Consider the following 12,785-nt stretch of genomic DNA (forward strand, 5'->3'; position numbering starts at 1 on the left):
GGTCCTCAGGCGTAAGTGATCAGGCGCAAGTCAGCTGGTCCTGCACCCAGAGCGAAGTTACGGCGGTATTGCATCGTCGCGGCGCGAACACCAAATAGCTGAACGTGGCAGGCAGAACCGCTCCAGGAGAGTGAGCGTGGCCAGCAAAAGAGCAAACGAAGAGCTCCCCGTCATTGCACGCTTTGAGGTGCGCCGCCGCAACTACCTCGCGCCGGACGGCGCAATCAGCCGGCCGCTTCCCGCCTTCGCCAGCGATGCCAAGCTGCTGATCGAACTCTACCGGTCGATGGTGCTGTTGCGGCTGTTTGACCGCAAGGCTGTTGCGTTGCAGCGCACCGGTCGGCTGGGAACCTATGCCGTATCGCTCGGCCAGGAAGCCGTGTCGGTCGGCATTGCGAGTGCGATGCGGCAAGAAGACGTTCTGCTGCCTTCCTATCGTGACAATGGCGCGCTGCTCTGGCGTGGCGTCAAGCCCGAGGAGATACTGCTGTTCTGGGGCGGCGATGAGCGGGGCAACCAATTCTCCGGTCCAGTCCATGATTTTCCATTCTGCGTTCCCGTCGGATCGCAGGCGCCCCATGCCGCCGGCGTGGCCTATGCCTTGAAGCTGCGCAAGCAGCCGCGTGTGGCCGTCTGCCTGTTCGGCGACGGCGCTACCTCGAAAGGCGACGTCTACGAGGCCATGAATTTTGCCGGCGTTCACAAATTGCCGCTCGTGTTCGTCGCCACCAACAATCAATGGGCCATATCGGTGCCGCTGCGGTTGCAGACCGCCTCTGAAACGCTGGCCCAGAAGGCTATCGCGGCCGGGTTCAGCGGCGAGCAGGTAGATGGGTGCGACGTGGTGGCGATGCGCGCGGCGGCCGAGGAGGCCATTGCCGCTGCCCGCGACGGCAAGGGCCCGCACTTTATCGAAGCGGTCACCTACAGGCTTGGCGATCACACGACGTCAGATGATGCATTGCGCTATCGTTCGGCCGAAGAAGTCCAGGCGCATTGGAAGGAAGAGCCGATTGCGCGCCTCAGGTCCTATCTCGTGGGTCAGAAGATGTGGACCAAGGCGGACGAGGAGCGGCTTGCCGCCGAGTGCCATGAGCGCATCGAGGCGGGGGTGCAGCGCTATCTGGCGACGCCGCCGCGCCGGCCAGAAACCATGTTCGACAACCTCTATGCCGAGCTGCCCGAGGCCTATGCCGCGCAGCGTCGCGAACTCGCGGGAGAGGACGATGCCTGAAGTGACGTTGGTCGAAGCCGTCAATCTGGCGCTCGGCCGCGCGATGGCTGACGATCCCGACGTGGTCGTGCTCGGCGAAGATATCGGCGTCAATGGCGGCGTGTTCCGCGCGACGATTGGCTTGCAGGAGCGCTTCGGTCCGGAGCGCGTCCTTGATACGCCGCTTGCCGAGCTTCTGATCAGCGGGCTCTGTGTCGGCATGGCCGTGCAGGGGCTGAAGCCGGTCGGCGAGATCCAGTTCATGGGATTCATCTATCCCTGTCTCGATCAGCTGGTGAACCACGCATCTCGAATGCGCAACCGTACCCAGGGGCGGCTCACCTGTCCGATGGTTCTGCGCTCGCCGCATGGAGCCGGCATTCGCGCGCCCGAGCATCATTCCGAGAGCACCGAGGCGATGCTCGCCCACATTCCGGGCTTGCGTGTCGTCATGCCTTCGTCACCGGAGCGGGCCTATGGACTTCTCCTCGCCGCGATCCGCGATCCCGATCCGGTGGTATTCCTGGAGCCGACACGGCTGTACCGCGCGGCGAAAGGCGATGTGGAGGACAATGGCGAAGCCTTGCCGCTCGATCACGCCTTTGTCCTCAGGGAAGGTCGCGACATCACGCTGATCAGCTGGGGTGCGATGTTGAAGGAAACGATGGCCGCAGCGGACACGCTTGCCGATGACGGCATCGCCGCCGAGGTCATCGACCTCGCCACGCTGAAGCCCTACGATGAAAACACCGTGCTCGGGTCGGTCGCAAGGACCGGGCGCTGCGTCATCGTGCACGAGGCGGCGCACACCGGCGGATTTGGCGCGGAGATCGCAGCCAAGATCGCCGAGCGCGGACTGTCCTCGCTGCTCGCACCCGTGATCCGCGTCACCGGCTACGACACGGTGATCCCGATGGCCCGCCTCGAGCAACGCTACATGCCGTCGGTCGGACGGATCGTGGCGGCAGCCCGAAAGACCTGCCAGTACAACTGAACACCGACGGATCTTGTCCCATGCACCAGTTCACGCTGCCGGATCTTGGTGAAGGTCTAGAGGAAGCGGAGATCGTTACCTGGTACGTCAACGAGGGCGACCATGTCGTGACCGACCAGCCGCTCGTCTCGGTCGAGACCGACAAGGCGATTGTCGAGATACCGGCGCCGTCGAACGGGCGCATCGCGCGTCTGTTCGGTGCCAAGGGCGATATCGTGAAGGTCGGCGCACCGCTCGTGGAGTTTGCCGAAGGCGCCGAGGAGGATACCGGCACGATTGTGGGCGAACTCGGCACCGGCGAGCAACCGCCGGCGGCCGCAGTTGCTTCGACGGCGCTCGGCGGGGAGGGCGCTCAGGTATTTCCGGCGGTGCGCGCGCTCGCGCGCAAGCTTGACGTCGCGCTCGATCTCGTCGAGGCGACGGGGCCCGGCGGCACGATCACGCGGGCCGATGTCGAGCGGGCGGCAAAGCGGATGTCTCACCGCGGACCCGCCGAGCCGCTGCGCGGCCTGCGCCGCGCGATGGCCCAGCGCATGACGGCGGCGCATGCGGAAATCGTGCCTGCGACGGTCACCGATGAAGCCGACATCAACGACTGGCGCCGGGACGAGGACGTGACAATCCGTCTGGTGCGTGCGATCGCCGCGGCATGCAAGGCAGAGCCCGCGCTCAACGCCTGGTATCATTCCGGCTCGGGAGAGCGGCGTCTGATCGAGCGCATCGATCTCGGCATCGCTGTCGACACCGGCGGCGGCCTGATCGTTCCCGTGCTGCGCAACGTCGCGGAGCGGACCGTATCGGACCTGCGGGCTGGGCTCGATCGCCTGCGCGCCGACGCGATCGCGCGCGCGATACCCCCGGAAGAGCTGCGTGGTGCGACGATCACGCTTTCGAACTTCGGAATGATCGGGGGCCGCTTCGCCAATCTCATCATCGTGCCGCCGCAGACGGCGATCGTCGGCGCCGGGCGGATTTCGGAGCGCGTGGTCGCGCATCAGGGCCAGGTTGCGGTCAGACGCACGTTGCCGCTATCGCTCACCTTCGACCATCGGGTGGTGACCGGCGGCGAAGCGGCCCGTTTCCTGGTGGTCCTCAAATCCGACCTTGAGCGCGGGACACCGCTCCGCGGCTCCTCAGAATGAGAGAGAATGCTGGCGGCGGCTTAGGACTGCGTCTGGCTCTGCCACTGCCCGGGGCGGCCGGCCTGGTCGACCTTGACCGCGACCGTCAGCGTCTCGTTGCCGCCACCATAGCGGGTGCCGCGGACCGGGGCGGCACCGAGATAATCGAGGCCGATCGCGACGCGGGCATGGGCATCGGTGGTGCAGATGCCGTTGGCGGCGTCGAAGCCGACCCAGCCGAGGTCGGGCACGAAGGCTTCGGCCCAGGCGTGCCCGGCCTGCTGGTTGACCATGCCGTCGGAGCGCAGGAAGTGGCCGGAGACGAACCGCGCCGGAACGCCGCCCGCGCGCGCGCAGGCGATCAGGATGTGCGCGTAGTCCTGGCAGACCCCGCGCTTCAGCGCGAACGCCTCGGAGGCCGAGGTCGCGCTGTTGGTCGGGTCCTCGTCGAAGGTCATGTGCTCGTAGATCTGCACCATCACCGCGTGCAGGAAGCCGAGCACGTCGGCGCCGGCCTCCGCGCGCAGCTCGCGCACGAAACTCGTCATCGCCGGGTTGAGGTCGGTCAGCGGCGTGGCGCGCAGGAACAGGCTCGGCGGAAACCGCTCGTCGGTGCCTTTCAGCACGCCGCCGGTGTCCTGGGTCTCGACCAGGCCCTCGCAATGGATCGTAAGGTCGGTGATCGAACCGTGCGTCAGCACATGGGTGACGTTGCCGAACGCGTCCTCGTGGGTGTCGAGCCGGGAATCGGTCGAGACGTCGATCTGCCAGTCGGCGACATACTGGCCGTCATGGCTACCCGGCGTCATCCGCAGAATCTGGATCACGCCCGAGGCGGCCGGCTCGTAGCGATAGGTGGTGGTGTGGGCAATCCGCAGGCGCATGGCTCAACCGGAGTTCAGTCGGTCTTCTGGGGCAGGAACATCATGCCCCGGGCACCCACGTCTTCTTCCTAATCGGCCGCGAAAGCAAGACATGGGTGACCGGGACAGACCCGGTCATGACGACATTTTGAGCGCGTTTCCCGCCGCGGTGGTCAGATCAAATATTGCTTGGCGATGATCTCACCCAGCCGCGAATTATCCGCAAGGAATTCCTGGATGAATTCATGCACGCCGTGCTGGAAGATATCGTCCATATGGCTGTGCTCGAGCCGGTTCCTGATGCCGCGGGCGTGGCGCTGGGCGGCGCCCTGGCGGCCGTAAGCGACGCCGATCTGGTCGAGATTGCGCACCAGGTTGCTGTAGCAGCTGGCGAGCGAGCGCGGCAGCGTGTCGTTGAGGATCAGGAGGTCGGCGATCAGCCAGGGCTTCAGGGTTTCCCGGTAGACCCAGTGATAGGCGGTCGTTGCCGACACCGAGCGCAGGATCGAGGTCCACTGGTAGTAATCCAGCGGGCCGCCGACATGCTCCTCCTCGGGCAGCAGCATGTGATACTTGACGTCGAGAATGCGGGCGGTGTTGTCGGCGCGCTCGAGATGCACGCCGAGCCGCGAGAACCAGTAGGCGTCGTTGCGCAGCATGGTGCGGTAGGCCGAACCGTCGAAGCGCAGCGAGGTCTCCTGCACGAAGCGCAGGAATTTCGCCAGCTCCTCGCGGTTGGCGGGACCCTTGTTCCAGACTGCCTGCAGCTCGATCCACGATGAATTGATGGTGTCCCACATCTCCGACGTCAGCGCGGTGCGCACCGAACGCGAATTGAGCCGTGCGGCCTCGATGCAGTTCTTGATCGAGGAGGGATTTTCCGACGAGAAGGACAGATACTCGACGACGTTGCGCTCGTTGGCTTCTTCGTAATGGTCGTAGAAGGCCGCGCCGACGCCGGCGGTGAGCAGCGCGGAATCCCACTCATTGGTCTTGCCGATATAGGCCGCGGGCAATGCGGTGACACGGAGCGTGGCGTCGATCGTGCGCGCGAGGTACTCGGCACGTTCGACATAACGGGCCAGCCAGAACAGGTTTTCGGCGGTGCGCGACAGCATGCGATAGTCCCTACAAGACGAAACGTGTTTCACCTCCCCCTGAAAGGGGGAGGTCGACGCGCAGCGGCGGGTGGGGGTCCTCTCTCCATTCGGCGTATGCGGCCGACCCCCACCCCGACCCTCCCCCTTGCAGGGGGAGGGAGGTCTCGCGCAGCGCGTTGGGCTTCAAATCACTCACTCAGAATCCAGGTGTCTTTGGTGCCGCCGCCCTGGCTCGAATTGACCACCAGCGAGCCTTCCTTCAGCGCGACGCGGGTCAGGCCGCCGGGCACGATGGTGGTGTGGCTGGAGCCGGTCAGCACGAACGGGCGGAGGTCGACATGGCGCGGTGCCAGCCCCTTGTCGGTGCAGGTCGGGCAGGTCGACAGCGCCAGCGTCGGCTGGGCGATGAAGCCCTCCGGCTCGCGCTTGAGCTTGTCGCGGAACGCCTCGATGGTCGCCTTGGTGGCGGCAGGTCCGATCAGCATGCCGTAGCCGCCCGAGCCGTGCACCTCCTTGACGACGAGGTCGGCGAGGTTGTCGAGCACGTAGGACAGATCCTGCGCCTCGCGGCAGCGCCAGGTCTGCACGTTCTTCAGGATCGGCTCCTCGCTGAGGTAGAACTTCACGATGTCGGGCATGTAGGAATAGATCGCCTTGTCGTCGGCGATGCCGGTGCCGACCGCGTTGGCGAGCGTGATGTTGCCGGCGGCGTAGGCCGACATCAGCCCGGGGACGCCGAGCGCGGAATCCGGACGGAAGGTCAGGGGATCGAGGAAGTCGTCGTCGACACGGCGGTAGATCACGTCGACCCGCTTCAGCCCCTCGGTGGTGCGCATGAACACCTCGTCGTTCTTGACGATGAGGTCGCGCCCCTCGACCAGCTCGATGCCGAGCTTGTCGGCCAGGAACGAGTGCTCGTAATAGGCCGAGTTGTAGACCCCGGGCGTCATCAGCGCGACCGTCGGCTCGGCTGAGGCGCTGTGCGGCGCCACCGACCGCAGCGCCGACAACAGCTCGTCCGGATAGCGCTCGACCGGCGCGACGCGGTGCCGCGCGAACAGGTCCGGAAACAGCCGCATCATGATCTCGCGGTTTTCCAGCATGTAGGAGACGCCGGACGGCGTGCGCGCATTGTCCTCCAGAACGATGAAATTGTCCGGATCGGTGCGGATGATGTCGATGCCGGCGATGTGGACGTAGATGTCGTGCGGCACGTCCTGGCCGTTCATCTCCGGCCGGAACACCGGGTTCTGGAAAATCAGGGCTTCCGGGATGACGTTGGCGCGCAGGATATCGCGGCCGTGATAGATGTCCTTGAGGAACATGTTGAGCGCGAGCACGCGCTGCTTGAGGCCCTTCTCCAGCAGCGTCCACTCGGTCGCGGACAGGATGCGCGGGATGACGTCGAACGGGATCAGCCGTTCCTGGGCCTCGGAATCGCCGTAGACCGCAAAGGTGATGCCGATCCGGCGGAACAGCAGCTCCGCTTCCTGGCGCCGATATTCGAGCGCGTCCGGCGGCGTTTCTTTGAGCCAGCGGGAGAGCTCCTGGTAGGCCGGGCGGAGATCCTCGCCGAGGCCGTTCATCTCATCGAACGCGACTGCCATATATCCCGACTGCCCTCCCAAGCCATGTGACACAGTGCATGACTTGACGGGATGGTAGCAAGGGGCGGGCCAGCGCGATATGCATTGGCTTGCGGCATTTGCTAGGGGGATGGCGGAAGGCCTGCCCGAAAAACCGGCTGAGGTCTGCTTAATTCGGCGGCAAAACCCCGTGACATCAAGGCATTGGATCGGCAATGTCAGGGGATCAAGTTTAAGGAAATGGGACCATGAGCGAGATCGTCACGGCGGGGATATTGGTGATCGGCGACGAGATCCTGTCCGGCCGGACCAAGGACAAGAACATCGGCTTCATCGCCGAATATCTGACCAATATCGGCATCGACCTGAAGGAGGTCCGCGTCGTCGCCGATGACGAGGCCGATATCGTGTCTGCCCTCGATGCGCTGCGGCATCGATACACCTACGTGTTCACCACCGGCGGCATCGGGCCGACCCATGACGACATCACCGCCGACAGCGTGGCGAAGGCGTTCGGGGTCGAGATCCACCATCATCCTGATGTGGTGGCGCGGTTCAGGGAGCGCTGGACCGAGCAGGACCTCAACGAGGCGCGGCTGCGGATGGCCCGGGTGCCCGACGGCGCCGAGCTGATCCAGAGTGCGACCATCCTGGCGCCGGGCTTCAAGCTCGGCAACGTCATCGTGATGGCCGGCATCCCCACCATCATGCAGGCGATGATGGACATCGTGGCGCCGACCCTGAAATCCGGCGTGCGGATGCTGTCGGACTCGGTCCGCGCCGACGCGCGGGAAGGCGACATCGGCGGCCCGCTGCGGGCGATCGCGGAAGCCAATCCCGACACCATCATCGGCAGCTATCCGTTCCAGGACGAGAACCAGAAGCCGAACACCAATCTGGTGGTGCGCTCGCGCGATCCGGAGAAGCTCGCCGCGGCGATGGCCGCGGTGAAGGAGATGCTGAAGCAGGTGCAGGCCGCGCAGAAGAAGCCGGCGGGTTGAGGCGACATGGTTGAACGAAATTCTGAACCAAGCGCGCAGGATCGGGCCGGCAGGCCGTTCCCGGTCTCGTGGGATCAATTCCATCGGGATTGCCGGGCGCTGACCTGGCGGCTCAACGAGGTCGGCCCGTTCCACGCGGTGATCGCGATCACCCGCGGCGGGCTGGTGCCGGCGGCGATCGTGGCGCGCGAGCTCGGCTTGCGGGTGATCGATACCGTCTGCGTCGCCAGCTACGACCATGACAAGCAAGGCGACCTGAAAGTGCTCAAGGGCATTTCGGAGCAGACCGCCAAGCTCGGCGGCGGCACCGGCAAGGGGCTCTTGATCGTCGACGACCTCGTCGATACCGGCAAGACCGGCAGGCTGGTGCGCGAGCTGCTGCCCGACGCGCATTTCGCCACCGTCTACGCCAAGCCGAAGGGGCGGCCGCTGGTCGACACCTACATCACCGAGGTGTCGCAGGACACCTGGATCTTCTTTCCCTGGGATACCGCGCTCTCGTTCCAGCCGCCGATCCGCGACGGCGCGGCCTAAAGAGTCACCTCGCCCCGCCTGCGGGGCGAGGTCGGATCGCATGCAGCGCAGCGCAATGCGATCCGGGTGAGGGGGACTCACCGCGAGTTCATCTCTCACTATCTTTGCGGACACAGCCCCTCACCCCGACCCTCTCCCCGCAAGAGCGGGGCGAGGGGGAAGTCAGAAGCATGCCCCTGCAAAACCGCGTCACCCCGACAGGCGACATCATCGCGTCCGAACATCGCGGCACCTTCACCGGCAATCGCGGCATCATCCACGATCCCGCGACGCGGACGCTCTTGAACAAGCGCTGGTCGAGCCCGGCCTGGCTCACCTGCGTCTGCGAGTTCAGGGGACGGCGGCGCGAGGTGATGAGCCAACAGAGCTGGACCGAGCTGTTCTTCCTCGATGAAGCGACCGCATTCGCGGCCGGCCACCGGCCCTGCTTCTACTGTCGCCGCGACGACGCCAAGCGGTTTCGCGCCGCGTGGGAGGAGGGTAACGGCACGAGCGATCTCAGCGCCAAGGCGATGGATGCGGTGCTGCATGCCGAGCGGCTCGACCGCGGCAAGAAGCGGCTGCATCCGCTGCCGGTGCCGCTCGCCGCGCTACCTGACGGCGCGATGGTGCAGGCGAACGGCGAGAGCTACCTCGTTGCCGGTGGCGAGACCTTGCGCTGGTCGTTCGCGGGTTACGAGCGGTCCGACGTGACCGCTCCCGCCATGCTGCTGACGCCGCCATCGACCGTCCGCGCGTTTCAGGCCGGCTACCGGCCGGTGCTGCATCCGAGCGCGATAGCTGCTTTGGGCTGAACCGCCGGCGTTGAGCTTAGGCCAGCCGCTGCCTTGCCAGTTTCGCGCCGTCGCCGAGCGCGATCAGCTTGGCTTCGGCGATGTCCCGCCGCATCGGGGCCATGCCGCAATTGGTGGTCGCAATGATGTTGCCCTTCGGCACGTGTTTCGCGACGGCCTCGATTACCTTGACGACATCTTCCGCGGTCTCGACCTCGTCGCTGGCGACGTCGATCACGCCGGCCTGCACGATCTTGCCGGGGAGCGCGGCGAGCAGCTCGATCGGCACCTTCGAGTTGCGGCATTCGATCGCGACCTGCTCGATCGTGCTCTTGTCGATCACCGGGAAGGTCTCTTCATATTGCCGCCACTCGCCGCCGAGCGTCTGCTTCCAGTCGGTGTTGGCCTTGATGCCGTAGCCGTAGCAGATATGCACGGCGGTGGCGCAGGTCAGGCCTTCGGCGGCGCGCTCCAGCGCCTTGATGCCCCAGTCGCGGACCTCGTCCATGTAGACGTTGAAGGCAGGCTCGTCGAACTGGATCATGTCGACGCCGTCGGCCTGCAAAGCCTTGGCTTCCTGATTCAACAGCTCCGCGAACGCGAACGCCATCTTGACGCGGTCGCCGTAGTATTTGTCGGCGATGGTATCGATGATCGTCATCGGGCCCGGCAGGGTGAATTTCAGTTTGTTTTTGGTGTGGGCGCGCGCCGCCCGCGCCTCTGCCTCGTGGACACGGCCCTTGAGCTCCAGCGGCGCGACCACCTGCGGCACCATGGCTTTGTAACGGTCCTTGCGGATGCCCATCTCGACCTTGTGGGCGAAGTCGATGCCCTCGATCCGCTCCAGGAAACCGTGCACGAAGTGCTGGCGCGCCTGCTCGCCTTCGGTGACGATGTCGATGCCGGCATCCTCTTGCAGCTTGACCGCAAGCACCGTGGCATCGCGCTTGGCGCGGGCGAGTTCGGCGCCTTCGGATTTCCAGGGGGCCCACAGCATGTTCGGCTCGGCGAGCCATTCCGGCTTCGGCAGGGAGCCTGCGATCGTGGTTGGAAACAGCATGGGTGCCTCCCGCTGGGTTCTGATTGAGCGCCTGTGTGCCATGTCCTAGAGTGGAGGTACAGAACAACAAAAGTCTTTGTGACGGGGAAGTGGACGCCGATGATCGACCTGCACTACGCGCCGACGCCGAACGGCTGGAAGATCTCGATCATGCTGGAGGAACTGGGGCTGCCCTATCGGGTGATCCCGGTGAACATCCGTGCCGGTGAGCAGTTCCGGCCCGAATTCCTGGCGATCAGCCCGAACAACCGTATCCCTGCGATCGTCGATCATGCGCCCGCCGACGGCGGCGGTCCGTTCTCGGTGTTCGAGACCGGCGCGATCCTGATCTATCTCGCCGACAAGAGCGGCCGTTTCCTGCCGCGGGAGCTGCGTGCGCGGTCGAACGTCATCCAATGGGTGATGTGGCAGATGGGCGGCCTCGGGCCGATGCTCGGCCAGCACGGCCATTTCGCGCTCTATGCCGCCGAGAAGATTCCCTACGCGATCGAGCGCTACCGCGACGAGACCGCACGGCTCTATGGCGTGCTCGACCGCCAGCTCGGCAGGACCGGCGCCTATATCGCCGGCGATGACTATTCGATCGCCGACATCGCCTGCTTTCCCTGGACAATGACCCACAAGGCGCAGGGCTTCACCCTCGACGATTACCCAAACATCAAGCGCTGGTACGCCACCGTGCGCGCCCGCCCGCAGGTGCAGGCGGGCCTTGCGATCGGAAAATTCGTCAAGGAGCCGTTTGACGAGGAATCACGCAAGAACATGTTCGGCCAGCGTGCGAAGGAGTTGGTCGAGAAGAATTAATGTCAGTTATTCCGCGGCGCGACACAGTCGCGAGGTCCGCGCCTTGCAGCGCATCCCGGAATGACGACAATGACTATGGAAAAGACAAAAGGAAACGCCAATGATCGAATTCTTCTTCGACTGTTCCAGCCCGTGGACCTATCTGGCCTGGCACAACATCCAGCCGATCGCGAAGGAGTTCGGTGCGCCCATCACCTGGCGGCCGATCCTGGTCGGCGGCATCTTCAACACCGTCAATCCGTCGGTCTACGCCCAGCGCGAGAAGCCGGTGCCGCTGAAGGCGCGCTACATGAAAAAGGATCTCGCCGACTGGGCGCGCTCGGCCGGCCTTGCGATCAAGATGCCGCCGACCGTGTTCCCGGTGAACAGCGTCAAGGCGATGCGCGGCTGCATCTGGCTCGGCAACGAGAAGATGGTGCCATTCGCCCGCGCCGTGTTCGAGGCCTATTGGGGTGACGACAAGGACATCTCGCAGGATGCGGTGCTGACCGAAATTTGCAGCAAGGTCGGGATCGACCCGGCGCAATTCCTGGCCGGCATCGGCGACCAGGCGATCAAGGACCAGCTCAAGGCCAACACCGACGAGGTGATGGCGCGCGGCGGCTTCGGCTCGCCCACGATCTATCTCGACAAGACCGACATGTACTTCGGCAACGACCGCCTGCCGCTGATCCGCGAGGCGCTGGCCCGCCTCAAGGCACGCGCCGCCTGATGCCGAAAGCTGTCGTTTGCCGTGAGCTCGGCCCGCCGGAGCGCCTTCAGCTGGAGAATTTTGCCTCGGTGCCTTTGCAGCCGGGGCAGGTGCGCGTCGCGATCCGTGCCGCCGGGATCAATTTTCCCGACATCCTGATGGCCGCCGGCGAGTACCAGCTCAAGCCGGCGCTGCCGTTCACGCCGGGCTCGGAGGCCGCCGGCGATGTCGTCGAGGTCAATGAAGCTGCCGGTGTCGCCGTCGGCGCCAAGGTGATCGTCAAGATGCGCTTTGGCGCCTATTGCGATGAGACTGTCGCGACGCCGTCGCAGCTCGTGCCGGTGCCGTCGACCTTCGACTATGCGGAAGGCGCGACCTTCCTTGCCGCGCACGGCACGGCGTATCACGCGCTGATCGACCGTGGGCAGATCAAGCCGGGCGAGGTGCTGCTCGTGCATGGCGCCGGCGGCGGCGTCGGGCTTGCCGCGGTCGAGATCGGCAAGCTGCTCGGCGCCACCGTGATCGCGGCGGCCTCGAGCGAGGAGAAGCTTGCGATTGCCAAAGAACGTGGCGCGGATCATCTCGTGCTCTACGCGCGCGGGCCGTTCCGCGATGCGGTCAAGCGTCTCACCGACGGCCGCGGCGCCGATGTGGTGTTCGATCCCGTCGGCGGCGAGGTGTTCGAGAACTCGATGCGCTGCATCAACTGGGGCGCGCGCATTCTCGTCGTCGGCTTCACCGGCGGCATCGGTCTTGCGCGCACCAACCTCCTGATGATCAAGGGCGCGAGCGTGCTCGGCGTTCGCGCCGGCGAGGCGGTGCGGAAGGACCCCGCGCTCGGCGAGGTCAGGGTCAAGGCGCTGAGCGAATGGGCCGAGGCCGGCCGGGTGCGGCCAAATATCTCGCACCGGCTGCCGCTGGAGGACTACGCGAAGGCGATGCGGCTCCTGATCGAGCGCAAGGCGATCGGCCGTGTGGCGTTGATGATGTAGTGGTTCGTCATGGCGAGCCAACGGGTCGCGCGAACGCGCGCCCGATGACAGGC

The 12,785-nt window shown here is 65.4% G+C and carries 13 protein-coding genes; 9 read left to right on the forward strand and 4 right to left on the reverse strand.

The genetic code is table 11. From position 1 onward, the window contains the following. The first annotated feature begins 136 nt into the window (after nucleotides 1–136). The 3 genes from pdhA to ACVW1C_RS35450 are packed head-to-tail and all read left to right on the forward strand — an operon-like array spanning nucleotide 137 to nucleotide 3,349. Nucleotides 137–1,234 carry a pyruvate dehydrogenase (acetyl-transferring) E1 component subunit alpha gene (pdhA, locus tag ACVW1C_RS35440; protein ID WP_456763256.1) on the forward strand — a complete coding sequence of 366 codons (1,098 nt, stop codon included), beginning with the start codon at nucleotides 137–139 and terminating at the stop codon, nucleotides 1,232–1,234. Beyond that, entirely contained in the window at nucleotides 1,227–2,207 is a 981-nt protein-coding gene (locus ACVW1C_RS35445; protein WP_456762220.1) for an alpha-ketoacid dehydrogenase subunit beta, read from the forward strand. Before pdhA ends, ACVW1C_RS35445 begins: the two co-directional genes overlap by 8 nt. A gap of 20 nt (nucleotides 2,208–2,227) precedes the next feature. Then, nucleotides 2,228–3,349, forward strand: a complete 1,122-nt coding sequence (locus ACVW1C_RS35450) for a dihydrolipoamide acetyltransferase family protein (RefSeq protein WP_456762221.1) — start codon at nucleotides 2,228–2,230, stop codon at nucleotides 3,347–3,349. Nucleotides 3,350–3,369: 20 nt separating this feature from the next. Here ACVW1C_RS35450 and ACVW1C_RS35455 read toward each other — a convergent pair whose 3' ends face one another. The 3 genes from ACVW1C_RS35455 to ACVW1C_RS35465 all read right to left on the reverse strand — a co-directional run bounded on the left by ACVW1C_RS35455 (nucleotide 3,370) and on the right by ACVW1C_RS35465 (nucleotide 6,898). Next, nucleotides 3,370–4,212, reverse strand: a complete 843-nt coding sequence (locus ACVW1C_RS35455) for a transglutaminase family protein (RefSeq protein WP_456762222.1) — start codon at nucleotides 4,210–4,212, stop codon at nucleotides 3,370–3,372. 152 nt (nucleotides 4,213–4,364) lie between these two features. Further along, nucleotides 4,365–5,309: an alpha-E domain-containing protein gene (locus ACVW1C_RS35460; RefSeq protein WP_173637388.1), complete on the reverse strand. Its 945-nt coding sequence runs from the start codon at nucleotides 5,307–5,309 to the stop codon at nucleotides 4,365–4,367. A 170-nt stretch (nucleotides 5,310–5,479) separates the two neighbouring features. Next, nucleotides 5,480–6,898, reverse strand: coding sequence for a circularly permuted type 2 ATP-grasp protein (locus ACVW1C_RS35465; RefSeq protein WP_456762223.1), 1,419 nt, complete (start codon nucleotides 6,896–6,898; stop codon nucleotides 5,480–5,482). A gap of 227 nt (nucleotides 6,899–7,125) precedes the next feature. Here ACVW1C_RS35465 and ACVW1C_RS35470 point away from each other — a divergent pair, with 227 nt between their 5' ends. The 3 genes from ACVW1C_RS35470 to ACVW1C_RS35480 all read left to right on the forward strand — a co-directional run bounded on the left by ACVW1C_RS35470 (nucleotide 7,126) and on the right by ACVW1C_RS35480 (nucleotide 9,206). After that, entirely contained in the window at nucleotides 7,126–7,878 is a 753-nt protein-coding gene (locus ACVW1C_RS35470) for a competence/damage-inducible protein A (RefSeq protein ID WP_207830820.1), read from the forward strand. Nucleotides 7,879–7,884: 6 nt separating this feature from the next. After that, complete coding sequence (gene gpt, locus ACVW1C_RS35475; RefSeq protein ID WP_353701469.1) at nucleotides 7,885–8,412, forward strand: xanthine phosphoribosyltransferase; 528 nt, start codon at nucleotides 7,885–7,887, stop codon at nucleotides 8,410–8,412. 170 nt (nucleotides 8,413–8,582) lie between these two features. Further along, the gene (locus tag ACVW1C_RS35480; RefSeq protein WP_456762224.1) at nucleotides 8,583–9,206 is read left to right on the forward strand and encodes a hypothetical protein; all 624 of its coding nucleotides are present in this window, start codon (nucleotides 8,583–8,585) and stop codon (nucleotides 9,204–9,206) included. A 16-nt stretch (nucleotides 9,207–9,222) separates the two neighbouring features. On the opposite strand, the gene ACVW1C_RS35485 is transcribed toward ACVW1C_RS35480, so the two are convergent. Further along, nucleotides 9,223–10,245, reverse strand: a complete 1,023-nt coding sequence (locus ACVW1C_RS35485) for a methionine synthase (protein ID WP_456762225.1) — start codon at nucleotides 10,243–10,245, stop codon at nucleotides 9,223–9,225. A 99-nt stretch (nucleotides 10,246–10,344) separates the two neighbouring features. Here ACVW1C_RS35485 and ACVW1C_RS35490 point away from each other — a divergent pair, with 99 nt between their 5' ends. The 3 genes from ACVW1C_RS35490 to ACVW1C_RS35500 all read left to right on the forward strand — a co-directional run bounded on the left by ACVW1C_RS35490 (nucleotide 10,345) and on the right by ACVW1C_RS35500 (nucleotide 12,732). Further along, a complete protein-coding gene (locus tag ACVW1C_RS35490; protein ID WP_456762226.1) occupies nucleotides 10,345–11,049 on the forward strand; it encodes a glutathione binding-like protein in 705 nt (234 codons plus the stop codon). 100 nt (nucleotides 11,050–11,149) lie between these two features. Then, nucleotides 11,150–11,761 (forward strand): DsbA family protein, encoded by a 612-nt coding sequence (locus ACVW1C_RS35495; RefSeq protein WP_456762227.1) that lies wholly within the window; start codon nucleotides 11,150–11,152, stop codon nucleotides 11,759–11,761. Next, nucleotides 11,761–12,732: an NADPH:quinone oxidoreductase family protein gene (locus ACVW1C_RS35500; RefSeq protein ID WP_456762228.1), complete on the forward strand. Its 972-nt coding sequence runs from the start codon at nucleotides 11,761–11,763 to the stop codon at nucleotides 12,730–12,732. The genes ACVW1C_RS35495 and ACVW1C_RS35500 overlap by 1 nt, the downstream gene beginning before the upstream one ends. Nucleotides 12,733–12,785 lie beyond the last annotated feature (53 nt).

The organism is Bradyrhizobium sp. USDA 4011, from assembly GCF_054063415.1.